Below are 22895 nucleotides of genomic sequence, written 5' to 3'. Positions count from 1 at the left end.
CGTGAGCGAACATCTACTGGAAGAACGGACCGGAGCGGTCCTGACGTTGACCATGCATCGGCCGGAGAAGAAGAACGCGCTGACCCGGGACATGTACGGCGCCATGGCAGCGGCCATCAGTGCTGCCGAGGACGACGATTCGGTCCGCGCGCTGATCATTCGCGGTAGCGCCGAATGCTTCACCAGCGGTAATGACGTGGGCGATTTTCTGAACGCGCCGGCAAGCGGACCAGAGAGCCCGGTGTACAAGTTTCTCAAGGCGATCTGCCACGCGACCAAGCCCTTGATAGCCGCGGTCAACGGGCCGGCGGTAGGCGTTGGTACGACCATGCTGCTGCATTGCGACCTGGTCTACGTGGCCGAGAACGCCCGCCTGAAGATGCCCTTCGTCAACCTCGGGTTGTGCCCCGAAGCCGGGTCCAGCTTCCTGCTGCCACGCCTGCTTGGCCATCCGCGTACTGCTGAACTGCTGTTGCTGGGTGAGGAAATCAGCGGCGCGCGTGCCGTCGAATTTGGCCTGGCCAATCAGGCGTTGCCCGCCGGGCAGGCCGTGTTCGATGCCGCACTGACCGCCGCACGCCGCATCGCCGAGCAGCCGCCCGGCTCGATTCGTCTGACCAAGCAACTGATCAAGCGTGGCGTTGCCGATGTGGCTTCACAGGTAATGGATCAGGAAGGCGAATATTTCTCGCGCCTGCTCGGCGGCGCCGAGGCTCGTGAGGCGCTCGCTGCGTTCATGGAAAAGCGCAAGCCGGTGTTCAACTAAAGGCATCTATCGTCTGAGCATCCGCCCTAGCGGCGGATGCTGAACCAGACCGATACCAGTCGGTTGAGACTGGACCAGAGCCGGATCTTGAACCGGTGCCATAGCGGTAACGACTTCCAGGCAGACCGGGTCCACTCGACGCTTTGCTGAAAGTCCGCCTCGAAACTCTCCTGCACCGCCTGCGCCAGGTCCGAGTCGATCACGTTCTGATTGGCCTCCAGATTCCAGTGCAGACTCCAGTTGTCAAAATTGCACGAGCCCAGACTGACCCAATCATCGACCAGCACTGTTTTCAGATGCAGGAACCGCGGCTGGTATTCATAGATCCGAACACCAGCACGCAGCAACCGGGCGAAGAAACGTTGGCCGGCATAGCGGATGGAGGGATGGTCATGCTTCGGACCGCTGAGCAGCAAGCGTACATCCACGCCGCGTCTGGCTGCACGCATCAGGGCCCGGCGCACCCGCCAGGCCGGCAGAAAATACGGCGTCGCCAGCCATACGCGCCGATCGGCGCGGGCAACCGTCGCGAACAGTGATTGAAGCACTTCCTGCTGCGAGCTGGCATCGGCATACGAGACACGCGCCCAGCCGTCTCCGGTCGGCGGTGTCGGCGGGATGCGCTGTCTTTCCCCGCCGGACGGTTTACGCCGCCAGCCGGAGCCGGAGGCTTTCCATTGACGCTCGAAGAGATCCAGCCAGTCGAACACCACCGGTCCGCGTACCGCCAGCATCTGCTCGTGCCAGGGACAATAGCCACCCTCGACCGGCTGACAGAACTCATCGGTAAACCCGGTGCCGCCGACGAAGGCCAGTTCCTCGTCGATCAGCAGCAGCTTGCGATGATCGCGGTGGAAATTGCCTACCCAGTGGAACAGGCGCAGGGGATTGTAGAAACGCAGCTCGATCCCGGCATCCAGTAGTCGCTGCCGGTCGTCACTGTCCATCTCGTGGCTGCCCAGACTATCAAGCAGGCAGCGCACCCGCACGCCGCGCTGCACCGCCTCGATAAGCGTCGCGGACACCTCGTCGCTGCTCTCGCCGCTGCTGACCAGATACAGCTCGACATCGATGGTACGCCGCGCAGCCTGCATCTCCCGGATGATTCTCGGAAAGAACACCGTGCCGTCAATCAGCAGTTCGAAGCGGTTGTCGTTGCGCCACGGATAAACAGGACCAGCCATGCGTGCCTTTAATTGGGAATGGAGTAATCGTCCTGTTCGAGGAGATCCAGCCCGCACTGCAGCTGACTGGTCCAGTCGAGGAACGCATTGATCATAGCAGGCCCGACAAACGGTCGCCCGTGCTGCGGCACGATCATAGTCGGCTTGAGGGTGCGGATCATGTTCGCCCACAACCGGCACGCCTTGTTTCCCGCCATGTAGCGCCGATGAAAGCCTTCCATGCTGGGCAGGTGCGCCGTGAAGTCAGCGACCGGCTCGGCGTCATCGACCAGGGAGGCGCCCATGTCCCCGGAAAACAGGATGCCGCTGACCGGATCGAAAAACTGCAGATTGCCTACCGAGTGCAGGAAGTGGGCCGGCAGGGCCTTGATGACGGTCTGCCCGAGGGGGATTAGCTGCCCGCGATCGGGTACCGCAACCATGCGGTCAGTGGTGCTCTGGCCGTGGTGCTTGGTGAGATAGGCGGCGGAAAGATGAGGCAGAAAGCGCGCCCAGAGCTTGGAGCACACCACCTTGCAGCCGGTATGCAGAAACCACTTGTCCAGCGATGCGATGATGTCAGGGTCCTGGTGTGAAGCAAAAACATAGGTCAGCTCGCGAACCGGAATGTAGTCGCTCACCGCCAGCGACAGCGGCATGTAGGTCAGGTCGCCGCCTGGGTCGAGCAGCGCATGCTGATTGTGGTCGATGATCAGAAACTGGTTCGACTGGACGCCGTCTCCGGTTACCAGCTGGTCGAAGCAGAGTACCTTGTGCGGTCCGTTGTCGAAGAGAACGCGAGCTTTGCCGGGCATGAAAAATCCTTCTCTGGGCTGAAGACAGCGCACGTTATAAGCGACGCCCGGAACCCGGGTACTGACTCAGGTCAACACCTGGCGACTGTCATCCGAGCGCCACGAAGCCGTCATATGCCTGACACCCTCCCGTCCTAGCATCGGCCTTGAAGATCATTCCAGGCCGCCCTGACGGAGGTGCCCATGACTCACGCCGCAGTTGCACTCGAGCAAACCCCCACCCGCCACCTTGTAGTCGACATTGTCACGGATCAGAACACCTTGCGCGAAGCCCAGCGCCTGCGCTTTCGCGTGTTCGGTGAGGAGTGCGGCGCCACGCTGCCGGACGCAGCGGGCGGGCTCGATCAGGACCGATTCGATCTGTACTGCGAGCATCTGGTGGTCCGCGACCTGTTTACCGGTCAACTGGTGGCCACGACACGGCTGCTGGACAGCCAGCGGGCCAGGCAGGCCGGCGGCTTTTACAGCGAAGGCGAGTTTCAACTTGTAGGGCTTGGTTCGCTGCGCGGCGACGTTCTGGAAATTGGCCGCACCTGCGTACACCCGGATTACCGCAATGGCGCGACCATCTCCGTGCTCTGGGCTGGTCTCGCTCAGGTGATGAACGAGCGGCGCTACGACTATCTGATGGGTTGCGCCAGCATCGACATGCGCGATGGCGGCATTCAGGCTCACGCTATCATGCAGCGACTGCGCGAGCGCTACCTGAACCGCGATCACCTGAACGCCATTCCGCGCCTGCCCGTCCCTGAACTGGACCTGCCCACCAACGTCACCGCGCAGATGCCCCCGTTGCTCAAGGCGTACATGCGTCTGGGTGCGAAAATCTGTGGCGAGCCGTGCTGGGATCCGGACTTCAACGTCGCCGACGTGTTTATCCTGTTGCGGCGTGAGCAGCTGTGCCCGCGCTATGCAAAACACTTCAAGGCGGCCTGCGAGTGAGGATACGACCAACGCTGAGGCGCCTTCTGAAGGCGCCTCTGGTGGCCGCATGGATTGCCAGCGGGCTGGCGATGGTCGCGCTGGCAGCCGCTGCTGCCAGGGTGTCGCCCGGCCAGGCTGCAGCGTTCCGTGCACGGTTGTGCCAGCTCTGGATGACAGGACTGGTGGCAATCCTGCCTCTTCAGGTGCGCAGCAGCGGCAACCTGCCGCGACACCCTGCGCTGTGGGTCAGCAACCACATTTCCTGGCTGGATATCGTACTGCTTGGCCGTCTGGCTCCCCTGCACTTTCTATCCAAGGCGGAGGTTGCGGCGTGGCCGGTGATCGGCTGGCTGGCACGGGGAGCCGGCACCCTGTTCATCGAACGGGGAACGGGATCGAGCGATCTCAACGGCCACCTGGCGCAGACGCTCGAGGCGCGACGCAGCCTCGTGATATTTCCGGAGGGCACCACCACTGCTGGCGATCGGGTACGCACCTTCCATGGACGGTTGCTCGGTTGCGCTGTGGAGACCGCTACCCCACTGCAGCCTGTCGCCATTGCCTATCGCAGCCAGGGCGCGCGCGATACCGTGGCACCCTTCATCGGTGACGACGAATTCACCACGCATTTGTGGCGGTTGCTTGGCAGCGACACCATCGAGGTCGAGATCAGACTCCTGCCACCCATCCTCAGTGCGGGCGCTGCGCGCAATCAGCTGGCTCGCGACGCCCGTCAGGTGGTCGCTCAGACTCTGGGGCTGGACGGTGAACCGGAGATCAGCGCATCGCCTTCGGTGTCCAGGCGAGCCGCCTGAGCCAGCGCGAACGCGGTCACCTCCGGCATGAAGGCAAGGAAATCCTGCTGAAATTGTTCGTAGTCCGCTTCCAGCTCGCTCGCCGCACCCGGCAGAGCGGTCTGGCGGGTGAACCTGCGCGCCATGTTATCCAATGCCTGATGCATCGACTCGATACGAGCGTATGAGCCTAGCCAGTCGTGAGCAGCCATCTGGCTGATCACTCGCCGCGCGTTATCGGGCATCAGGTGCTGGTTGGACATCAGGTCGGCATAAGCTCTATCGGTGAACTGGCGCAGGGGCTGATCTTCGAAGCGCTGCCAGTTGCGCGCCAGCATGTGATCGTAAAACATGTCGACCATGATGCCCGCATAACGCCGGCGCAGCGGACTGACCCGCGCCTTGCTCAAGCCTACCTGCGGATGTGCATCGGTGAATGCATCGATCTGCCGGTGCAGCCATATGCCCTCGCGCACCCCTGGCGGCAGCTCCATGCCGGCGATCGGTCCCTTGACGAAATCGCCCAGCATACTGCCGAGCAGACGTTGCGGATCGCGCGGACCCAGATACAGGTGCGCGAGAAAATTCATCAGGGAGTACTGACCTGTTGCTGCAGCGTACGTATCTGCTCCTGCAGGGTCGTCAGGCTGCGGTTGGTCTGCAGCCGAAAGGAGTCGATCGAGCGCATTTCCTGATCCAGCGAGGACAGACGCTGGTCCAGCTCTGAGCGAATGACCAGCAGTTCCTGGGACACATCGACCGAAGACTGCTCCTGTTCGATTCGCTCCAGCGCCTGCTGCTGCGCCGCCAGCCGTTGCGACTGCGCGGCCAGCTGCTGCTCGATCTCGCTCACTGCAGCCAGCCGCTCGTCGATCGCCCGCGTCGACTCGCGCAGCTTGATCAGCTCCTCGCGTAGAGAGCTGGCAGTGTCATCACCAGCATCGAGCCTGCCGGCGAGGGTGGCAATGCGCGTATCGACCTGATCCAGGCGAGACTGCTGCTGGGTGTCCCGCTCACGTGCCGACGCACCGCCTCGCTCGGCCTCCTCGGCCTGCTGATTGACGCGGGTGGCCAGCTCATTGAGGCGGCGGCTCAGACCATCGAGCGTCTGCCGGGTCTGCTCCACATCGCTCAACGCCGACTGAGTCGTCGTGACCTTGCCGCTGATGTCCTGAAGCTGCCCTGCCGCTTCTTCACTGATCTGGGCAAAGCTGTTTTGCGTCGCGACAAGCTGCTGCTGCAATCGCGTCTGCTGTTGATGAGTCCAGTACCCGAGCCCGAGCAATGCCAGCACCAGAGCACCGCAGACCGCCCAGAGCGCGCCGCGCCCCGCTGCCCCTTCCTCACGAGAGTGGGTCCGCCGCGTGTCGCTGTTGCCCGGACGTCCGCCGCGCTGCTCGCCAGGCACATCGTCCAGCGCGCTGATCGGTGGCAGCAGATCCGGATCACGTTCTCTCATGTTCTTCCCAGCTCCATTCGCTCGAGTTCGACAACCAGCGGGCTGAAGCGGTGCACGCCGCGCACCGTCAGGCTGCATTCATCCTGCCTTCAGCGTGCGTCCGTGCCCTGGCAGGCCGCTAAAGCCGCGCCGGTGGGGAGGCCGCTGAAAGTGGTATGTATTCTGCTTGGTTGACTGCTGCTTGGCTAGGTTTCCGGGGGGAAGCCTGCCTTAAGGGGGACACATGATTAGCGAAGCACACTTCAACCGCGGCACGCTGGACTGCATGACCGCGCTGCGCCGGCGACTCAAGCAGGACATGGGGATCGTCATACGCCTGGCCGAGCCAGATGCTGTCGAACGCATGCTGCAGATCAGCCATGACAGCGCGCTCGCGGAAATCCGTGAACTGGGGATGCGGCTCTCGGGCATGCTGGCACCGCGTGCCGCTCCCGACGATGCGGTACTGGCTCAGGGGGCCATAGCTGCGCGCCGCTACCAACCGCGGGAGACACGCCCGGACGAAATGGGCGAAGAGAGCTCATCGACCCCCTCCACCAGCGTACGCATCTATCGAGGGCAGATGATTCGAAACTAGCAGGGCTAGTGGCGCCGTATTCTGCGAAACGCTAGAGCTTTTCCGAGCTCTGCCGACTGACAGCATGGAAACCGACCGGCCCAGCGGTTAGTCTGCCGGACAGGCACAGCGCAGCGGAGAACGGCATGCAATCCTGGATGATCTACGGTGCAAACGGTTATACCGGCCAGCTCGTCGCACGTGAGGCGGCTCGGCAGGGGCTGAGACCGGTACTGGGCGGCCGCCGGCGGGCGGCGGTAGAAGCCCTGGCCAGTGAACTGGGACTGGATTACAGAATTTTCGACCTGAGGGATGCCGACGCAGCCCGCCAGGGCGTACGCGGGATCAGCGTCGTTGCGCATTGTGCCGGTCCGTTCTCGGCGACCAGCAAGCCAATGCTCGACGCCTGCCTTGCCGAGCACGCGCACTATGTGGACATCACTGGCGAGATCGATGTGTTCACGGCGGCGCACGAACGGCATGCCGAAGCCGTTGCGGCAGGCATCGTGGTGTGCCCCGGTGTGGGGTTCGATGTCATTCCTACCGATTGCGTCGCCGCTACCCTCAAGTCCGAGCTGCCTGACGCCGACCGGCTGGCGCTCGGCTTCGACTCGCGGAGCGGGCTGTCGCCCGGCACCGCCAAGACCTCTGTCGAAGGACTCCGCGAAGGCGGCAAGGTACGCATTGACGGCGAGATCCGACAGGTCCCGCTGGCCTATCAGAGCCGCCACATCGATTTTGGCAACGGCACCAAGTCCGCCGCGACCATCCCTTGGGGTGACGTCGCCACCGCCTGGTTCTCCACCGGGATAGAGAACATCGAGGTGTTCGTTCCCATGGCGCCGAGCGCCGCGGTACGGCTGCGACGACTCGGTTGGGTGCAACCGGTACTGGCGCTGGGACCCGTGCAAGCATTGCTCAAGCGATATGTCGGTAAGCGGATCGTCGGCCCGGATGCCGCGCAGCGCGAGAGCGCCTGTACCTACGTCTGGGGTGAGGCGCAGAACCCCTCGGGGCGCAAGGTCACGGCACGCATCCGTACCGCCAACGGCTACGATGTGACGGTAAACGGCGTACTCATGGCGGTGCAGCATCTGCTGAACGCCGAAGCGCCGAGGCCCGGATACTTCACCCCCTCGCGGTTGCTCGGTAGCCGCTGTGTCGAACAGCTGCCGGGCTCCGGCAGCATCGTGATCAGCTGAGCAGTCGCGGCGCGGTGACGAGCAGCTGCGAGGTGAGGCGGTCGAGCAACCCGCCCCCGTGGCGCCAGCAATGCCAGTAAAGCGGGACGTCCACCGCCGCGGCGGGCGCCAGCTCGACCAGCGCGCCCCGTTCCAGCTCGCCGGCAATCTGCAAAGCCGGGACCATGCCCCAACCGGCGCCGGCCAGCAGTAGTTTGACGAAGCCTTCGGACGACGGGCACAGGTGGTGAGCGAAGTCCCCGGCCAGCCCCAACCCCGCGAGAAAACGATGTTGCAGCTGGTCATCGGGACCAAATACCACCGCTGGAACCTTCAGCAGCCGCTGCGGGTCTACTCGGCCTTCAAGTTCGCTGCGGACAAAATCATTGCTGGCGACCGCCACATACCGCATCACACCCAGTCGCACCGAGCGCGCACCGCCTATGGGCTCGGCGCTGGCACATACACAACCGGCCACTTCGCCGGCACGCATGCGACGCAGACCCACGTCCTGATCCTCCACCAGCATGTCCAGCAACAGCCGTTCCTGCCGACACAACGCCGCTACCGCATCGGCCCACCACGTGGCCAGGCTGTCGGCGTTGATGGCGATGCGCAGACGGGGCGCGGCGTCGTCTGCATCCAGCATCGGCATGTCGGAGCGAAGATCGCGCTCCAGCAACCGCACCTGCTGAACATGGTTGAGCAGGCGCTGGCCGACCGGCGTGGCGCGCGGAGGCGTCCCCCGAATCAGCACGGGTGCGCCGACTCGCGCCTCGAGCAGCTTGATGCGTTGCGATACAGCGGACTGGGACAGCGACAGCACCTGAGCGGCCCGTTCGAAACCGCCCTGTTCGACGACCGATGCCAGCGCGATGAGAAGCTTGTAGTCCAGCATCTATTTTCCTAATGGGTCATTCATAGTATTCGCTTTTCTTATACACCCGCCGTAGCGACAATACGACCCGGTCACCAACAGGAGCAGCACTCATGCCGGGCTTCGGCAGTTTCACCAACGGACTATTTGTCGGCGCCAGTCTGATCATTGCGATTGGCGCACAGAATGCCTTCGTGCTGGCCCAGGGGTTACGCCGTGAACATCACGTAGCTGTTGCGCTGGTATGCATGACCTGCGACGCCTTGCTCATCGCTGCAGGTGTGTTCGGGCTGGCCAGCCTGCTGCAGATGTATCCACTGGCATTGGACGTAGCTCGCTGGGGCGGCGTGGCCTTTCTGGTCGGCTACGCTGTACTTGCTCTGCGCCGTGCTGCCGGCAGTGGCGGATTGCGCGCGGTCGATGCGCCGCGCCGTCCGCTGGGCAGTGTGCTGCTGACTACGCTGGCGGTGACGCTACTCAATCCCCACGTTTACATTGACACCGTCGTGCTGGTCGGCTCCATCGGCGCGCAGCAACCGACCCCGGGCATCTTCGCACTGGGCGCGGTCAGCGCATCGATCCTCTGGTTCGGCCTGCTTGCCATCGGTGCCGCGAGACTCGCTCCCCTGCTGGCCAGACCATTGACCTGGCGGCTGATCGATGTGGGCGTGGCGCTGATGATGCTGAGCGTCGCCTGGATGCTCGCCAGGCCCGCCCTGAGCACCTGAGCGGGGCATAACCACACTTATGGTGCGTGGATAGCCCACGGTGCAGATGCTATGCTCTCGCCTTGCCAAACGATAGACGGGCAGCGCCCTGAGGTAAAAGAGGCGTCAGGTGCACGGATACATCCGTGAAGCCTGCCAGTCGAACGCGGAGTTAATACTTCGAAAGATTCCGTTTCTGAACCCTGATACCTGAAGATGGAGAGAAACCATGGCTTTTGAACTACCCCCACTTCCGTACGAGAAGAACGCTCTCGAGCCGCATATGTCTGCCGAGACGCTCGAGTACCATCACGACAAGCACCACAATACCTATGTGGTCAATCTGAACAACCTGGTCCCGGGCACCGAGTTCGAAGGCAAGGATCTGGAAACCATCATCAAGACTTCCAGCGGCGGCGTCTTCAATAACGCAGCCCAGGTGTGGAACCACACCTTCTTCTGGAACTGCCTGAGCCCGAACGGCGGCGGCGAACCCACGGGCGAGCTGGCTGAAGCCATCAACAAGGCTTTCGGCTCCTTCGACAAGTTCAAGGAAGAGTTCAGCAAGACGTCCATCGCTACCTTCGGCTCCGGCTGGGGCTGGCTGGTCAAGAAGTCGGACGGCTCGCTGGCGATCGTCAGCAAGGGCGGCGCCGGTAACCCGATGACCGATGGCGACGCTCCATTGCTGACCTGCGATGTGTGGGAACATGCCTACTACATCGACTACCGCAACGCGCGGCCGAAATTCGTCGAAGCGTTCTGGAACCTGGTCAACTGGGACTTCGTTGCGAAGAACTACGCAGCGGCCTGATCCCTCCAGGTTGACGAACACCCCGCCCAGGCGGGGTGTTTCGTTTGTGTCATATCACAATGATTTCATATTGATTTCAGTCAACATTTGCCCGCCCCCGCCGACGGTACATTGCGTTTAGGTATTGCAGGACATGCTGAAGAGCCTGCATGATGATTCGGGCCTAACCGATGCACGGAAATAACAAGACCTTGAAACTCGAGCGCCGGCACAGCCTGTCCATCAAGTTGCTGCAACTCGTATTGCTGTGGGCACTGGTGGTGGGACTGATACTCAGCTTTGGGCAGATCCTTTACGATCTGCGCAAGGAACGGGAGCTTATCGACAGTACTGCCGAGCAGATCCTGGCGATGGCGCGCGATCCAGCCACCCAGGCGGTGTACAGTCTCGACCGGGAAATGGCACTGCAGGTAGTGGAAGGGCTTTTCGAGCACCGTGCGGTACGCTTCGCATCGATCGGTCATCCAGACGAAGCGCCGCTGGCCAGCCGGGTTCGCGACCCTATGGACACGCCCTTTCGTGACATCACGGACTGGCTGTTCGGCGTCGAGCAGGCCTACGGCATAGCACTGCACGGCCGCCCACCCTACAGCGAATACTACGGTGATCTGGAGTTGATTCTGGACACCGCGCCCTATGGCAGTGAATTCCTTCAGCGATCGCTGATCATCGTCATTTCGGGCATCTTCCGTGCCATGGCCATGGCGTTCGTACTCTATCTGATCTACCACGTGCTGCTGACGAAGCCGCTGGCCCGCATCATCGAACACATTGCCCAGATCAACCCTGACCAGCCTGGCAGAGCGCCGATCCCGATGCTCCCGGGTCAGGAAAAGAATGAACTGGGTATCTGGATCACCAAGGCCAACCAGTTGCTCGACTCGATCGAGCGCAACAGCACCCGTCGCCGCGAGGCGGAGGCAAATCTGCTGCACATGGCCCAGCACGACCATCTCACCGGACTGCCCAACCGCAGCATGCTGCAGGAGCAACTGGGACGCGTTCTGGCGGATGCCGGCCGACGTCATCGAGGCGTGGCGGTGCTGTGCTGCGGCCTGGATGATTTCAAGGAGGTCAATGAGCAGTTCACCTACCAGTCCGGTGATGCGCTGCTGGTGGCGGTTGCGGATCGGCTGCGAGTCAGCAGCGCCCGTCTGGGCTGTCTGGCCCGGCTCGGCGGGGACCAGTTTGCGCTGGTCCAGACCGGCATCAGCGAGCCGTACGAGGCAGCGGAACTGGCACAAACCGTACTGGACGATCTGAGCGAGCCATTCGAGATCGGTGAGCATCGCGTCGGTCTGCGCGCGACCATCGGCATCACGCTGTTCCCCGATGATGGTGACGATGCGGAAAAGCTCCTGCAGAAAGCCGAGCAAACGATGATGCTCGCCAAGGCGCGCTCGAGAAACCGCTATCAGTTCTACATCGCCAGCCTGGACAGCGAGATGCGCATTCGCCGCGAACTGGAGAAGGATCTGCGCGGTGCGCTGTCACGCAACGAGTTTCACCTGGTCTACCAACCGCAGATCTGCCTGCGCAGCCACAAGGTGGTGGGCGTCGAGGCGCTGCTGCGTTGGGAGCACGCTGAGCGAGGACTGGTTCCCCCGGATTTGTTCATTCCGTTGGCCGAGCAGAACGGCTCGATCATTGCCATCGGCGAGTGGGTGCTCGACCGGGCCTGCCAGCAGCTGCGCACCTGGCACACCGCGGGCTATCCGCATCTGCGCATGGCGGTCAATCTGTCCACCGTGCAGCTGCATCACAGTGAACTGGCCCGGGTAGTGACCAATCTCATGCAGCGCTACGCGCTGCCACCGAACAGCCTCGAGCTGGAGGTGACCGAAACAGGCCTGATGGAAGATATCTCGGCCGCGGCGAACCACCTCAACAGTCTGAAGAAGGCAGGCGTGCTGATTGCCATCGACGATTTCGGTACTGGCTACTCCTCGCTCAGCTACCTGCGCGGCCTGCCGTTGGACAAGATCAAGGTCGACAAGAGTTTCGTTCAGGACGTGCTGCTGGACGAGGATGATGCAACCATCGTGCGCGCGATCATTCAGCTTGGCCGCAGCCTGAATATGGAGGTCATCGCCGAAGGTGTTGAAACCGCAGCGCAGGAAGCCTACATCATTGCCCAGGGCTGCAACGAGGGTCAGGGCTATTTCTACAGCAAACCCCTGCCCGCCGCCGCGCTGATGGACTGGGTACGCGATTTCGAGTATCACCACACTCCTGAAGGCACGCCAAGCCGTTGACGGAATCGGGCCGCACCCCGGTCATCATGTGGCGATCTTGACGGCAAAAGGCCGCTATCCCTGGTTATATTCGCCTTTTTCATACAATTGCGCTTATGCAACGCACAGTTGCCACAACGTCGTTGGATAATACCCAGCCGGACGTGGATAATACGTCGCTCTCCTCGCTCGCCACGCTTTCAGAAGGACCTATTCATGCTGCGTCGCCTGGTTATCCTCATCGTTCTGTTCGTGGTTGTGGTTGCCGGGTTGGGCGTCTACAAGGCGCTCTCGATCCGCTCGCAGATTGCCCAGTTCACCGCACCCAAGCCGCCGATCCACGTGGGCGCCGCCCCGGCCGAGCAGCTGCAGTGGCAGACGCGCCTGCCGGCGATCGGCACGCTGACTGCTGCGCTAGGCGTCGAACTGACCGCCGAGGTCAGCGGGGTGGTATCCGAGGTGCTGTTCGAGTCCGGACAGATGGTCGAAGCCGGGCAGGATCTGGTGCGCATGAGCGGCGACGTCGAGGAGGCCGGCCTGGCAACCGCCGAAGCCCAGGCCGAGCTCGCCGGCGTCGAGTTCAAGCGACAACAGAACCTGCTGCAGCGTCAGAGCATTTCGCAGAGCCAGTTCGATCAGGCGCGGTCTTCTCTGCGTCAGGCCACAGCGCGGGCCGACGAGTTGCGCGCGACGCTGGCGAAAAAACGTATCCGCGCGCCGTTCAGCGGGCGCATCGGCATCAGCCGGGTCGATCCCGGCGACTACCTCTCGCCCGGTGCCAACATCGCCACGCTGCAGAATCTGGAGCGGCTGTTCGTCGACTTCTTCATGCCCGAGCAGTATTACCCGCAACTGGCGGTTGGGCAGACCGTGCGGGTCAAGGTCGGGGCCTTCCCGGGCGAGGTCTTCGAAGCGACCGTAGCGGCCATCAACCCCAAGGTGGAAGCGACCTCGCGTAACCTGCAAATCCGCGCCAGCGTGGCGAACCCGGACGAGAAGCTCCTGCCTGGCATGTTCGCCGAGCTGGAGCTGGTGCTGCCGGGCGATACCGAACAGGTGGTGGTCCCGGAGACAGCGATGACGTTCACGCTGTACGGCAACTCCGTCTATGTCATCACGCCGCGGCGTGACGAAAACGGCGAAGCCGTTGCCGATCAGAGCGGCGAGCCGGTTCTGGAAGTGCAACGCCGTTTCGTCGAAACCGGCCAGCGGCGTGACGGACAGGTGGTCGTGTTGAAAGGTCTGCAGGCAGGCGAACAGGTGGTCACATCGGGCCAGCTCAAGCTGGATAACGGCGCACGCGTCGCCATCGACAACAGCAACCCCCTGTAAGGCGACCCGCCCATGGCATTCACAGATCCGTTCATCCGCAGGCCGGTACTCGCTACCGTCGTCAGTCTGCTGATCGTGCTGCTTGGCCTGCAGGCCTTCAGCAACCTCACCATCCGCCAGTACCCGCAAATGGAGAACGCGCTGGTTACCGTGACGACCGCCTATCCGGGGGCCAACGCCGAGGTCATTCAGGGGTATATCACCCAGCCGATCCAGCAGAGCCTGGCCAGCGCCGAAGGCGTCGACTACATCAACTCGGTAAGCCGCCAGAATTTCTCGGTCATTCAGGTCTACGCGCGCCTGGGCACCGACACCGATCGGCTGTTCACCGACATCATGTCCAAGACCGCCGAAGTGCGGAACCAGCTCCCACCGCAGGCGCAGGAACCGGTCATCAGTCGGCAGGCGGCAGACTCCACCGCGCTGATGTACATCAGCTTTTACAGCGAGACGATGAACAATCCGCAGATAACCGACTATCTGACGCGGATCGTCCAGCCACGCCTCGCCACTCTGCCCGGCATAGCCGAGGCGGAAATTCTCGGCCGCCAGACCTTCGCCATGCGCCTGTGGCTCGATCCGGTCCGCATGGGCGCCTACGGCGTCACTGCAGACGATGTGAACCAGGCAATCCGCGCCTACAACTATCTCTCTGCGGCCGGCGAGACCAAGGGCGAGTACGTGGTTACCAGCGTCAACGCGATGACCGATCTCGAGGACCCGGAGGCCTTCGCGGCGATCCCGGTGAAAATAGATGGTGAGACCCGGGTCCTCGTGCGCGACGTGGCGCGCGTGGAACTTGGCGCCGAAAGCTACGACTCGATCAGCTTTTTCGACGGCATTCCCTCGGTATATATCGGTATCCAGGGAACGCCGCTGGCGAACCCGCTCGACGTGATCAAGGAAGTCCGCGCAGCAATGCCGGAGATCGAAGCGCAACTGCCTCCCGAGCTCAAGGGCTCGATCGCCTACGATGCCACCCAGTTTATCGAGGAATCCATCGATGAGGTGATCAAGACACTGGGCGAAGCGGTGATCATCGTCATCATCGTGGTATTCCTGTTCCTCGGTTCGATGCGCTCGGTGATCATTCCGGTCGTCACCATTCCGCTGTCGATGATCGGCGTGCTGTTCTTCATGCAGCTGATGGGCTACTCGATCAACCTGCTGACACTGCTGGCACTGGTGCTGGCTATCGGGTTGGTAGTCGATGACGCCATCGTGGTAGTGGAGAACATCCACCGTCATATCGAGGAAGGCAAAACACCGTTCGACGCGGCAATCATCGGTGCGCGCGAGATCGCCATGCCGGTTGTCGCCATGACCATCACGCTGGCAGCAGTCTATGCGCCCATCGGCTTCCTGGAAGGTCTGACCGGTGCGTTGTTCCGGGAGTTTGCCTTCACCCTGGCGGGCTCGGTGATCATCTCCGGCATCGTCGCCCTGACGCTATCGCCGATGATGTGTTCCAAGCTGCTGCGCCACGAGGCCAATCCGTCCGGGTTTGCGCACAGGCTCGATGTGATCTTCGAGCGCCTGCAAACGCGTTATCGTCGGATGCTCTCCAGCAGTCTGGACACCAAGGCGGTCACTCTGACCTTCGGCGTTCTGGTGCTGTTACTGATCCCGGTGCTGCTGATGTTCACTCGCAGCGAGCTGGCACCCGAAGAGGACCAGAGCATCATCTTCATGATGTCCAACGCGCCGAAGACGGCGAACCTGGACTATCTCACCCATTACACCGATGAGGTAACACGCGTACTCAAGCAGTTCGACGAGTACGAATCGCACTTCCAGATCAATGGGTCGGACGGCGTTCAGAGCGGTATCGGAGGATTTCTCCTCAAGCCCTGGGAGCAGCGAGACAAGACCCAGATGGAGCTGTTGCCGGACATCCAGGCAGAACTGAACAAGGTCTCGGGCCTGCAGATCTTCGGCTTCAACCTGCCCTCGCTACCGGGCACCGGCGGCGGTTTGCCGGTGCAGTTCGTGATCACCAGTCCCGGCGACTATGAATCGCTGTTGCAGGTGACCGAACAGGTCAAGGCCCGTGCCCAGGAAAGCGGCAAGTTCGCGTTTCTCACCATTGACCTGGCGTTCGACAAGCCCGAAATCACCGTGCGTATCTCGCGGGAGAAAGCCGCGCAGATGGGGGTGTCGATGGCCGACATTGGCAGCACGCTTTCGACGCTGATGGGTGAAGGCGAGATCAATCGTTTTTCCATCAGCGGTCGCAGCTACAAGGTCATCGCCCAGGTCGAGCGAGCCTATCGCGACAACAGCGGCTGGCTGAATCACTACTATGTGCGCAACGAAGCGGGCGAGATGCTGCCGCTGGGCACGCTGATCGAACTCGACGAGCGCGCCCGGCCGACCCAGCTCAACCAGTTCCAGCAACTCAACGCAGCGCGTATTCAGGGCGTACCCCTGGTGAGCATGGGCGAAGCGCTGCAGACGCTGGAAGAGATCGCCGCCGCCGAGATGCCGCAGGGTTTCACCTTTGATTACGCCGGCGCAGCGCGCCAGTACAAGCAGGAAGGTGCCGCGCTGTACGTCACCTTCGGCCTTGCCCTGGCGCTGATCTACCTGGTGCTGGCAGCGCAGTTTGAAAGCTTCCGTGATCCGCTGGTGATTCTGGTCACCGTACCGCTCTCGATCTGTGGGGCGCTGATCCCGCTGTTTCTCGGGATCTCGACAATGAACATCTATACCCAGGTGGGGCTGGTGACGCTGATCGGCCTGATCAGTAAGCACGGCATTCTTATTGTCGAATTCGCCAATCAGCTGCAGCGTCAGGAAGGCCTGTCACAGCGCGAGGCAGTCGAAGCATCGGCGGCCGTCCGTCTGCGGCCTGTACTCATGACGACTGCCGCCATGGTGTTTGCGATGATTCCCTTGCTGCTCGCGGAAGGCGCAGGCGCAGTAAGCCGATTCGACATCGGTGTAGTGATTGCAGCGGGCCTGACCATCGGCACCCTGTTCACGCTGTTCGTGCTGCCGGCGGTGTATCTGGTCTTCGCCGAAAACCATAAGGCTCAGGCGATCGAAGCCCCGGTCTGAACCGAGGACTATCGGGCGACATGGACGCTGCCCGGGATCTGAGGGGCTTCGATGGCCGTTTGACGGTCGACCTATGCCGCCGATAACGGCCAAGAACACTGGATGACAGAGGAAGGGATTCGAAAAGGGACCGACCGCACTGCCGGTCGAGTGCTGGCAGCGCGGCAGCTGACCTGTATCTACTGAAACAATGACTCGCCAGTGAGACCGTGCTGCTCGAGGATGTCACGCAGACGCTTCAGCGCTTCGACCTGAATCTGACGAACCCGCTCGCGGGTCAGACCGATCTCCCGGCCAACCTCCTCCAGCGTGCTGCTCTCGTGGCCACGCAGACCGAATCGACGGGCGACCACTTCACGTTGCTTCTCGGTGAGCTCCGAGAGCCATTGATCGATGCTGGCGTTGAGGTCATCCCCCTGGAGCAGCTCGCACGGATCGTTGTTCTGCTCATCGGTGAGCGTATCGAGCAGCGTCTTGTCAGAATCCGGCCCGAGTGACATATCGACCGAGGCGACTCGCTCGTTGAGACCCAGCATCCGCTTGACGTCTTCGACGGGCTTGTCGAGCAGGTGGGCGATTTCTTCAGGTGAGGGCTCATGATCGAGCTTCTGCGTCAGCTCGCGCGCCGCACGCAGATAGACATTGAGTTCCTTGACGACATGAATCGGCAGGCGAATCGTGCGCGTCTGGTTCATGATCGCGCGTTCGATGGTCTGGCGGATCCACCAGGTGGCGTAGGTCGAAAAGCGGAAGCCGCGCTCCGGATCGAATTTCTCCACCGCGCGAATCAGCCCAAGGTTACCCTCTTCGATAAGATCCAGCAGGCTCAGCCCGCGATTCACGTAACGACGGGCGATCTTCACCACCAGGCGCAGGTTGCTTTCGATCATCCGCTTGCGACCCGCGGCATCACCTTTCTGGGCAAGCCTGGCGAAGTGCACTTCTTCTTCGGGAGTCAACAGGGGGGAAAAGCCGATTTCATTGAGATACAGCTGCGTGGCATCCAGCTGCTTGGTAAATTCGAAGGAGTTCTCGCGGCGATGCGTCCGGGGTGACGCAGCGCGACGCCCGGTTGGCGTCTCCAGACTCAGTTCTTCGACTTCCCTGGCCTCAGGCTCGACTAGAGTCGTTTCATCGTCACTGAGAACCTGTTCGGGCTGATTATTATTGACTGCCATTTTGCTTGCCCCATGTCAAAGTACGTCTGGATTAACGAGAAAGCCCGGCATTACCTTGCCACTCTCCCATCTTTCACACTTATTGACCGAGCAAGCCTCCGCTTGTTCCGGCCTGAACTATACTTTCGCAGATTATCTGCCGAGCATGACAACATTGTGCCGGTTTTGCCCCGCCGTCAACGTTTCGGCAGATGTCCGAGCGGATCAACCGGCTTGCCTTTCTGACGAATTTCGAAGTGCAGCTTCACCCGGTCGGTACCGCTGCTGCCCATTTCGGCGATGACCTGACCGCGCTTGACCTGCTCCCCTTCGCTGACCATCAACTTGCTGTTATGCGCATAGGCACTGAGGAAGGTGTCGTCATGCTTGACGATGATCATGTCGCCGTAGCCGAGCAGCCCGCGCCCGGCGTACACGACGGCGCCATCCGCCGCTGCCTTGATGGGTTGACCGAGCGTGCCGGCGATGTCGATGCCCTTGCTCAGGCTGTTGCCTGACTGGAACCGGGCGATCAGCGGGCCGTCAGCGGGCCAGGCCCAGCCCGAAACCTTGGCTGGCACACTGATGGTGCCGGCGCTCCTCGAGGGAGTGGACTGAGCAGGCGTCGGCGCCGGGATGGTACGCGTCGCGCTGGGTGCAGCCGCAGGCGCACGCGTGATCGGCGCAGAGGGTGACGGTGAGGGTTGCTTGGGCGGTACCGGTGTGGCCGCGGTGCGTCGCGGTGTCTGACCGGGCGCCACACGAAGCTGCTGCCCCGGATAGATGGTGTAGGGCTGTCTCAGATTGTTGTAGCCGGCCACGCTCTGCCAGTCCGTGCCGTAACGGAAGGCGATCTGATAGAGCGTTTCGCCGCGCTGCACCGTGTGCAGTCCCGAGGCGGGTATTTCAGCGGCGCGTGCCTGCGCCCGAGCGGACTGTCCGCCGCGGCTGCGATCATCGATCGGAACATACCCGGAGGGCCCGGCACAGGCTACCAACAACGAACCGACAAGGGCTATCGCACATTGCCGCCAACCGATCACGATCGCAAAACGCTCTGACACACACTGCCCCTGACCAACGCCGACGTTTGCTGGATCACGCCGGGCACTCAGGCCCGCCGTCCCCATCTCTCAAGTGCCATCACTAATACCACGCCCAGCGCCATCAGCGCCATTCCGAGTAGCCAGAACGAGGGTGTTCCTGTGAGCTGTTCGTACTGCAACGGGCCGACGTTGCTCTGGATAAGAGGCACCATCTCGCCGTGACTGTCCTGTCTCCAGCTGACGGTTTCCTTCCACGGCCAGACCTTGTTCAGCGAACCGAGCAGCAGGCCAGTGAGGAATGCCAGCGTGATGTTACGTACGTAGTCGAGCAGCCAGGACAACAGCCGCGCGAAGCTGAGCAGCCCACCAATGCAACCGAGCATGAACACGCCGAGCAGCGCCAGATCCAGGTTGCGCACCGCTTCGAGCACGCCGGCGTACAGACCCAGCAGCAGCAGAATGAAACTTCCGGATATTCCCGGGAGGATCATGGCGCAGATCGCAATGGCCGCGCCGAAGAACAGCGTGACCATGGTCACCGGCAATTGAATGGGGACCGCCACGGTTACCAGATAGGCAAATACGGTGCCGGCAAATACCGCGGCAAGACTGCCTGCGTTCCATCGCTCTATCTGCCGTCCAACCAGCAGCACCGACGCAATGATCAGGCCGAAGAAGAACGACCACAGCGGCTCGGGATGCTCGGTCAGCAGATAGCTGATCAACTGCGCCAGGCTGAATACGCTGGTGAGGATGCCAGCCAGCAGCGTGAGCAGAAACGGCGCGTCGACCGCTTGCCAGGTTTCCCGAAATCGCCCGCGGACCAGCCACAACAACTTGTCCGGCGTGCACGCAGCAATGGCATCGATCAAGCGGTCGTAAATGCCGCTGATGAATGCAATGGTGCCGCCTGAAACGCCGGGAACAATGTCCGCGGCGCCCATCGCCATGCCTTTGAAAAATACGGGTATATACTGCCTGAAGGGTGTGGGTGGTGCGCTCACGAGTTGATGGCTCCTGCCAGCAATGGTACGAATCGTACCGGTTCGACCTGATGTCGTATGAACTGTTCGCCTTCGCGAATCACCAGCGTCAGATATTGCTCGCTTTCGCCCACAGGAATCACCATGCGCCCGCCGTCGGCCAGTTGACCGAGCAACTCGGCGGGGACGTCAGCCGGCGCAGCGGTAACCAGGATTGCATCGTAGGGGCCGTATTGTGGCCAGCCCCAGTTGCCATCGGCGTGCCGAAACACCACATTGCGCACGTTGATGTCCTTGAGCACCACCTTGGCGCGCTCCTGCAACGGCAGAATCCGCTCGACGCTGAACACCCGCTCGACCACCTGCGCCAGGATGGCAGTCTGGTAACCGGAGCCGGTCCCCACCTCCATTACCTTGTCCAGCGGACCGCCGCCCAGCAGCAGTTCGGTCATGCGGGCAACGATGTAGGGTTGCGAAAGCGTCTGGTTATGCCCGATCGGCAGTGCCGTGTCTTCATAGGCACGATGGGCCAGAGCTTCGTCGACGAACAGATGCCGCGGCGTCCGGCGGATCGCCTCGAGCACATGAAGGTTGCGGATACCTTCTTCGAAGAGTCGCTCGAGCAAGCGTTCGCGCGTCCTCTGCGAAGTCATGCCGATGCCGCTTTTATATATGTCGTCTCTCACATCTACCCCAACCGTTCCAGCCACTGGCCAAGGTGATCGAATACTTCGTAGTGCGTCTTGTCCACGCGCAGCGGCGTGACCGAAACGTAGCCCTGCATGACCGCATGGAAGTCGGTGCCCTCGCCGCCGTCCTCGGCGTCGCCGGCCACCGATATCCAGTAGCCTTCCTTGCCCCGAGGGTCGACCCACTTGACCGGGCGCGCCGCGCGGGAGCGATGCCCGAGGCGGGTCAAGCGTATACCCTTGATGTGTTCCAGCGGCAGATTGGGAATGTTGACGCTCAGCACGGTTCGGGGCGGCAGATCCAGCTCTTCGTGCGTCTCGACCATGCGTCGCGCGATGGACGCCGCCGCCGGGAGGTTGTCTGGCTGACGGCCGACCAGAGAGAAGGCCATGGCCGGGCGCGATAGAAAGCGTCCCTCCAGTGCGGCGGCGACCGTGCCGGAGTAGAGCACGTCATCACCCAGATTGGCACCGAGGTTGATGCCCGCGACGACCATATCGACACTGTCCTGATACAGCGCATTGAGCCCGAGGTGTACGCAGTCGGTGGGTGTGCCGTTGAGACCTATGAAGCCATTGGCAAGGGTGAACGGACGCAGCGGCTTGTCCAGGCTCAGGGCGCTGCTTGCACCGCTGCGATCTTCATGGGGTGCCACGACCACACAGTCGGCGTAATCTTTCAAGGCGCCATGCAACGCTGCCAGGCCAGGAGCCAGCACGCCGTCGTCGTTGGCAATAAGGATACGCATCAGCTCTCGCTTTCCAGTCCGCCGCCGGGCTCGTCAGTCAGGTCGACGAGTTCTCGTATGACCGCCGTCGCAAAGCAACCCGTTGGCAGGGTGAATTCCAGTTCAATACTCGTAGGGGACGGATAATGCCATGCCAGCGAACCTATTGGGAGGCGCAGAATGCGTCTGGCCTGCTCCAGACCGGCCTGTTCCAGCCAGGCCGCCAGCGCTGGCTCGCTTTGCGCGGTTTCCCGTTCCAGCGATGCCAGCATCGGCCCGACGGACGGCTCACCACTCCCCCAGAGCGGCCCCGTAGGATGAATATCCAGTGCCAGCACCCGTGGATCGTTCTCAACCAGACGCGCCGCCGCAAAGTGACTGCGGCTGTCGGTGAAGGCCACACAATCCTCTTCCTGAATGCGATTCCAGGTACCGGCCGCTACCCGGCGCGCCAGAACGCGATTGAACAGCAGGCTGCGGGCAGCACTCAGCAGGCGCGAACGGGTGCCTCGCGCGGGCGGGAAGGCGCCGCGGGCGGCCCAGTCCTGCGCATCGACAACGTTGGAGCCGCCGCGGCCGAAACGCTGCGGGCCAAAGTAGTTCGGCACACCCGCCGCTGCGATCTGCTGCAGACGACGGTCAAGCGCCTCGCGGTCTGCCTGTAGCTCGCTGAGCACGATGACGAAACGGTTGGCGCTGTGCGCCCCGCGTTGCAACTTGCGACGATGGCGTTGACTGTCCAGACAGCGCAGATCATCGCTCCACAGGCCAGACAGGTCCGGATCAGGGCGGCCGGGCAGCTGAATACTGAACCATTGGCTGGTCACCGCACGTCGGTCCTTGAGACCTGCGTAGCTTACGTCCCGCACCGACACGCCAGCCGCACGCGCCAGGCGGCGGGCGACATCCTCGGTATTCAGGTTGCGTTTGAGCAGGTGCAGCCAGAGGTGCTCACCTTCGCCACCGAGTTCAATATCCAGGATCTCGATGACGTGGAAGTGCTCTGGCAACGCCTTGAGCACGGCGGACCCGCAACTCGGCCCCCATGCGGTGGGGCCGAGGAGTTCGACGCCACTCACAGAGCCAGCAGGAGCGCGACAGCGTGAACCGCTATGCCCTCTTCCCGGCCGATGAATCCCAGCTTCTCGGTGGTAGTGGCCTTGACGTTGACCTGATCGAGGTCAACCGCAAGGTCGTCGGCGACCTGCTGCCGCATGGCTGGAATATGCGGCGCCATCTTCGGTGCCTGTGCAACGATGGTTGCGTCCACATTACCCACCCGCCAACCCCTGGCCTGAACCAGGCCGAGCGCATGGCGCAGCAACACTCGGCTGTCCGCACCCTTGAAGCGGGGGTCAGTGTCGGGGAAATGCTGGCCGATATCACCCAGCGCGGCGGCACCGAGCAGCGCGTCGGTCAGCGCGTGCAGTAGTACATCGCCGTCGGAATGCGCGACCAGCCCATGATGATGCGGGATGCGGACCCCGCCGAGGATGATGTGATCGCCGTCGCCGAAGCGATGGACGTCGTAACCGTGGCCGATGCGCATGGCAATCCTGAGTAATGGATGGGGCGATCGATTCTACCGGCTGGGCCTCGATAATAGAAAG

22 protein-coding genes are annotated in these 22895 nt (G+C 62.2%); 10 read left to right on the top strand and 12 right to left on the bottom strand.

The features are described 5' to 3' along the window. Window position 1: 1 nt before the first annotated feature. Window positions 2-766: an enoyl-CoA hydratase gene (locus KEM63_RS04915; protein ID WP_223655084.1), complete on the top strand. Its 765-nt coding sequence runs from the start codon at window positions 2-4 to the stop codon at window positions 764-766. Window positions 767-792: 26 nt separating this feature from the next. Here the strand turns inward: KEM63_RS04915 and KEM63_RS04910 are convergent, their stop codons facing one another. Beyond that, window positions 793-1950 carry a phospholipase D-like domain-containing protein gene (locus tag KEM63_RS04910; protein ID WP_223655083.1) on the bottom strand — a complete coding sequence of 386 codons (1158 nt, stop codon included), beginning with the start codon at window positions 1948-1950 and terminating at the stop codon, window positions 793-795. Between the two features lie 8 nt (window positions 1951-1958). After that, entirely contained in the window at window positions 1959-2744 is a 786-nt protein-coding gene (locus KEM63_RS04905; RefSeq protein ID WP_223655082.1) for an oxygen-binding di-iron domain-containing protein, read from the bottom strand. A gap of 183 nt (window positions 2745-2927) precedes the next feature. Between KEM63_RS04905 and KEM63_RS04900 the strand changes: the two genes are divergently transcribed. Both KEM63_RS04900 and KEM63_RS04895 read left to right on the top strand, forming a co-directional pair. Further along, complete coding sequence (locus tag KEM63_RS04900; protein WP_223655081.1) at window positions 2928-3686, top strand: GNAT family N-acetyltransferase; 759 nt, start codon at window positions 2928-2930, stop codon at window positions 3684-3686. 41 nt (window positions 3687-3727) lie between these two features. After that, window positions 3728-4483, top strand: a complete 756-nt coding sequence (locus KEM63_RS04895) for a lysophospholipid acyltransferase family protein (RefSeq protein ID WP_223655080.1) — start codon at window positions 3728-3730, stop codon at window positions 4481-4483. Here the strand turns inward: KEM63_RS04895 and KEM63_RS04890 are convergent. Both KEM63_RS04890 and KEM63_RS04885 read right to left on the bottom strand, forming a co-directional pair. After that, window positions 4414-5052 carry an acyl carrier protein phosphodiesterase gene (locus KEM63_RS04890; protein ID WP_223655079.1) on the bottom strand — a complete coding sequence of 213 codons (639 nt, stop codon included), beginning with the start codon at window positions 5050-5052 and terminating at the stop codon, window positions 4414-4416. The two genes, KEM63_RS04895 and KEM63_RS04890, sit on opposite strands and share 70 nt — an antisense overlap. Further along, complete coding sequence (locus KEM63_RS04885) at window positions 5052-5921, bottom strand: coiled-coil domain-containing protein (RefSeq protein WP_223655078.1); 870 nt, start codon at window positions 5919-5921, stop codon at window positions 5052-5054. The genes KEM63_RS04890 and KEM63_RS04885 overlap by 1 nt, the downstream gene beginning before the upstream one ends. Window positions 5922-6144: 223 nt before the next feature. Between KEM63_RS04885 and KEM63_RS04880 the strand changes: the two genes are divergently transcribed. After that, the gene (locus KEM63_RS04880; protein WP_223655077.1) at window positions 6145-6498 is read left to right on the top strand and encodes a hypothetical protein; all 354 of its coding nucleotides are present in this window, start codon (window positions 6145-6147) and stop codon (window positions 6496-6498) included. Between the two features lie 125 nt (window positions 6499-6623). Next, a complete protein-coding gene (locus tag KEM63_RS04875) occupies window positions 6624-7679 on the top strand; it encodes a saccharopine dehydrogenase family protein (RefSeq protein WP_223655076.1) in 1056 nt (351 codons plus the stop codon). On the opposite strand, the gene KEM63_RS04870 is transcribed toward KEM63_RS04875, so the two are convergent. Beyond that, window positions 7672-8556 (bottom strand): LysR family transcriptional regulator ArgP, encoded by an 885-nt coding sequence (locus tag KEM63_RS04870; protein ID WP_223655075.1) that lies wholly within the window; start codon window positions 8554-8556, stop codon window positions 7672-7674. The genes KEM63_RS04875 and KEM63_RS04870 overlap by 8 nt on opposite strands. Before the next feature lie 92 nt (window positions 8557-8648). Here KEM63_RS04870 and KEM63_RS04865 point away from each other — a divergent pair, with 92 nt between their 5' ends. The 5 genes from KEM63_RS04865 (at window position 8649) to KEM63_RS04845 (ending at window position 16682) form a co-directional block, all read left to right on the top strand. Next, on the top strand, window positions 8649-9263 hold the full coding sequence (locus tag KEM63_RS04865) for a LysE/ArgO family amino acid transporter (RefSeq protein WP_223655074.1): 615 nt from the start codon (window positions 8649-8651) through the stop codon (window positions 9261-9263). 208 nt (window positions 9264-9471) lie between these two features. Continuing rightward, window positions 9472-10056, top strand: a complete 585-nt coding sequence (locus KEM63_RS04860; protein WP_223655073.1) for a superoxide dismutase — start codon at window positions 9472-9474, stop codon at window positions 10054-10056. 191 nt (window positions 10057-10247) lie between these two features. Continuing rightward, entirely contained in the window at window positions 10248-12311 is a 2064-nt protein-coding gene (locus KEM63_RS04855; RefSeq protein WP_223655819.1) for a putative bifunctional diguanylate cyclase/phosphodiesterase, read from the top strand. Window positions 12312-12506: 195 nt separating this feature from the next. Next, window positions 12507-13622: an efflux RND transporter periplasmic adaptor subunit gene (locus KEM63_RS04850; protein ID WP_223655072.1), complete on the top strand. Its 1116-nt coding sequence runs from the start codon at window positions 12507-12509 to the stop codon at window positions 13620-13622. A 12-nt stretch (window positions 13623-13634) separates the two neighbouring features. Further along, on the top strand, window positions 13635-16682 hold the full coding sequence (locus KEM63_RS04845; protein ID WP_223655071.1) for a multidrug efflux RND transporter permease subunit: 3048 nt from the start codon (window positions 13635-13637) through the stop codon (window positions 16680-16682). Window positions 16683-16861: 179 nt separating this feature from the next. Here the strand turns inward: KEM63_RS04845 and rpoS are convergent, their stop codons facing one another. From rpoS to ispF, 7 genes are all read right to left on the bottom strand, one after another. Then, window positions 16862-17860, bottom strand: coding sequence for an RNA polymerase sigma factor RpoS (gene rpoS, locus KEM63_RS04840; protein WP_223655070.1), 999 nt, complete (start codon window positions 17858-17860; stop codon window positions 16862-16864). A gap of 176 nt (window positions 17861-18036) precedes the next feature. Next, window positions 18037-18903 carry a peptidoglycan DD-metalloendopeptidase family protein gene (locus KEM63_RS04835; protein ID WP_223655069.1) on the bottom strand — a complete coding sequence of 289 codons (867 nt, stop codon included), beginning with the start codon at window positions 18901-18903 and terminating at the stop codon, window positions 18037-18039. Between the two features lie 47 nt (window positions 18904-18950). Then, window positions 18951-19889, bottom strand: coding sequence for a polyprenyl-phosphate transporter (locus KEM63_RS04830; RefSeq protein ID WP_480383394.1), 939 nt, complete (start codon window positions 19887-19889; stop codon window positions 18951-18953). Next, window positions 19886-20521 carry a protein-L-isoaspartate(D-aspartate) O-methyltransferase gene (locus KEM63_RS04825; protein WP_223655068.1) on the bottom strand — a complete coding sequence of 212 codons (636 nt, stop codon included), beginning with the start codon at window positions 20519-20521 and terminating at the stop codon, window positions 19886-19888. The genes KEM63_RS04830 and KEM63_RS04825 overlap by 4 nt, the downstream gene beginning before the upstream one ends. A gap of 35 nt (window positions 20522-20556) precedes the next feature. Continuing rightward, on the bottom strand, window positions 20557-21306 hold the full coding sequence (gene surE / locus KEM63_RS04820) for a 5'/3'-nucleotidase SurE (protein WP_223655067.1): 750 nt from the start codon (window positions 21304-21306) through the stop codon (window positions 20557-20559). Then, window positions 21306-22364 carry a tRNA pseudouridine(13) synthase TruD gene (truD, locus tag KEM63_RS04815; protein WP_223655066.1) on the bottom strand — a complete coding sequence of 353 codons (1059 nt, stop codon included), beginning with the start codon at window positions 22362-22364 and terminating at the stop codon, window positions 21306-21308. The genes surE and truD overlap by 1 nt, the downstream gene beginning before the upstream one ends. Continuing rightward, on the bottom strand, window positions 22361-22834 hold the full coding sequence (gene ispF, locus KEM63_RS04810; protein ID WP_223655065.1) for a 2-C-methyl-D-erythritol 2,4-cyclodiphosphate synthase: 474 nt from the start codon (window positions 22832-22834) through the stop codon (window positions 22361-22363). The genes truD and ispF overlap by 4 nt, the downstream gene beginning before the upstream one ends. Window positions 22835-22895 lie beyond the last annotated feature (61 nt).

The sequence above is a fragment of the Halopseudomonas nanhaiensis genome (assembly GCF_020025155.1).
Taxonomy (GTDB): Bacteria; Pseudomonadota; Gammaproteobacteria; order Pseudomonadales; family Pseudomonadaceae; genus Halopseudomonas; species Halopseudomonas nanhaiensis.
The sequence above is the reverse complement of the archived record's forward strand: the minus strand, read 5'-3'. Positions and strand labels throughout refer to the sequence as shown.

Bases quoted from the DNA above. Each gene is read 5' to 3' on its own strand.
- KEM63_RS04910 (WP_223655083.1), bottom strand. From the start codon at position 1,950: ATGGCTGGTCCTGTTTATCCGTGGCGCAACGACAACCGCTTCGAACTG.
- KEM63_RS04905 (WP_223655082.1), bottom strand. From the start codon at position 2,744: ATGCCCGGCAAAGCTCGCGTTCTCTTCGACAACGGACCGCACAAGGTA.
- KEM63_RS04900 (WP_223655081.1), top strand. From the start codon at position 2,928: ATGACTCACGCCGCAGTTGCACTCGAGCAAACCCCCACCCGCCACCTT.
- KEM63_RS04890 (WP_223655079.1), bottom strand. From the start codon at position 5,052: ATGAATTTTCTCGCGCACCTGTATCTGGGTCCGCGCGATCCGCAACGT.
- KEM63_RS04885 (WP_223655078.1), bottom strand. From the start codon at position 5,921: ATGAGAGAACGTGATCCGGATCTGCTGCCACCGATCAGCGCGCTGGAC.
- KEM63_RS04880 (WP_223655077.1), top strand. From the start codon at position 6,145: ATGATTAGCGAAGCACACTTCAACCGCGGCACGCTGGACTGCATGACC.
- KEM63_RS04875 (WP_223655076.1), top strand. From the start codon at position 6,624: ATGCAATCCTGGATGATCTACGGTGCAAACGGTTATACCGGCCAGCTC.
- KEM63_RS04870 (WP_223655075.1), bottom strand. From the start codon at position 8,556: ATGCTGGACTACAAGCTTCTCATCGCGCTGGCATCGGTCGTCGAACAG.
- KEM63_RS04865 (WP_223655074.1), top strand. From the start codon at position 8,649: ATGCCGGGCTTCGGCAGTTTCACCAACGGACTATTTGTCGGCGCCAGT.
- KEM63_RS04860 (WP_223655073.1), top strand. From the start codon at position 9,472: ATGGCTTTTGAACTACCCCCACTTCCGTACGAGAAGAACGCTCTCGAG.
- KEM63_RS04850 (WP_223655072.1), top strand. From the start codon at position 12,507: ATGCTGCGTCGCCTGGTTATCCTCATCGTTCTGTTCGTGGTTGTGGTT.
- KEM63_RS04845 (WP_223655071.1), top strand. From the start codon at position 13,635: ATGGCATTCACAGATCCGTTCATCCGCAGGCCGGTACTCGCTACCGTC.
- rpoS (WP_223655070.1), bottom strand. From the start codon at position 17,860: ATGGCAGTCAATAATAATCAGCCCGAACAGGTTCTCAGTGACGATGAA.
- KEM63_RS04825 (WP_223655068.1), bottom strand. From the start codon at position 20,521: ATGACTTCGCAGAGGACGCGCGAACGCTTGCTCGAGCGACTCTTCGAA.
- surE (WP_223655067.1), bottom strand. From the start codon at position 21,306: ATGCGTATCCTTATTGCCAACGACGACGGCGTGCTGGCTCCTGGCCTG.
- ispF (WP_223655065.1), bottom strand. From the start codon at position 22,834: ATGCGCATCGGCCACGGTTACGACGTCCATCGCTTCGGCGACGGCGAT.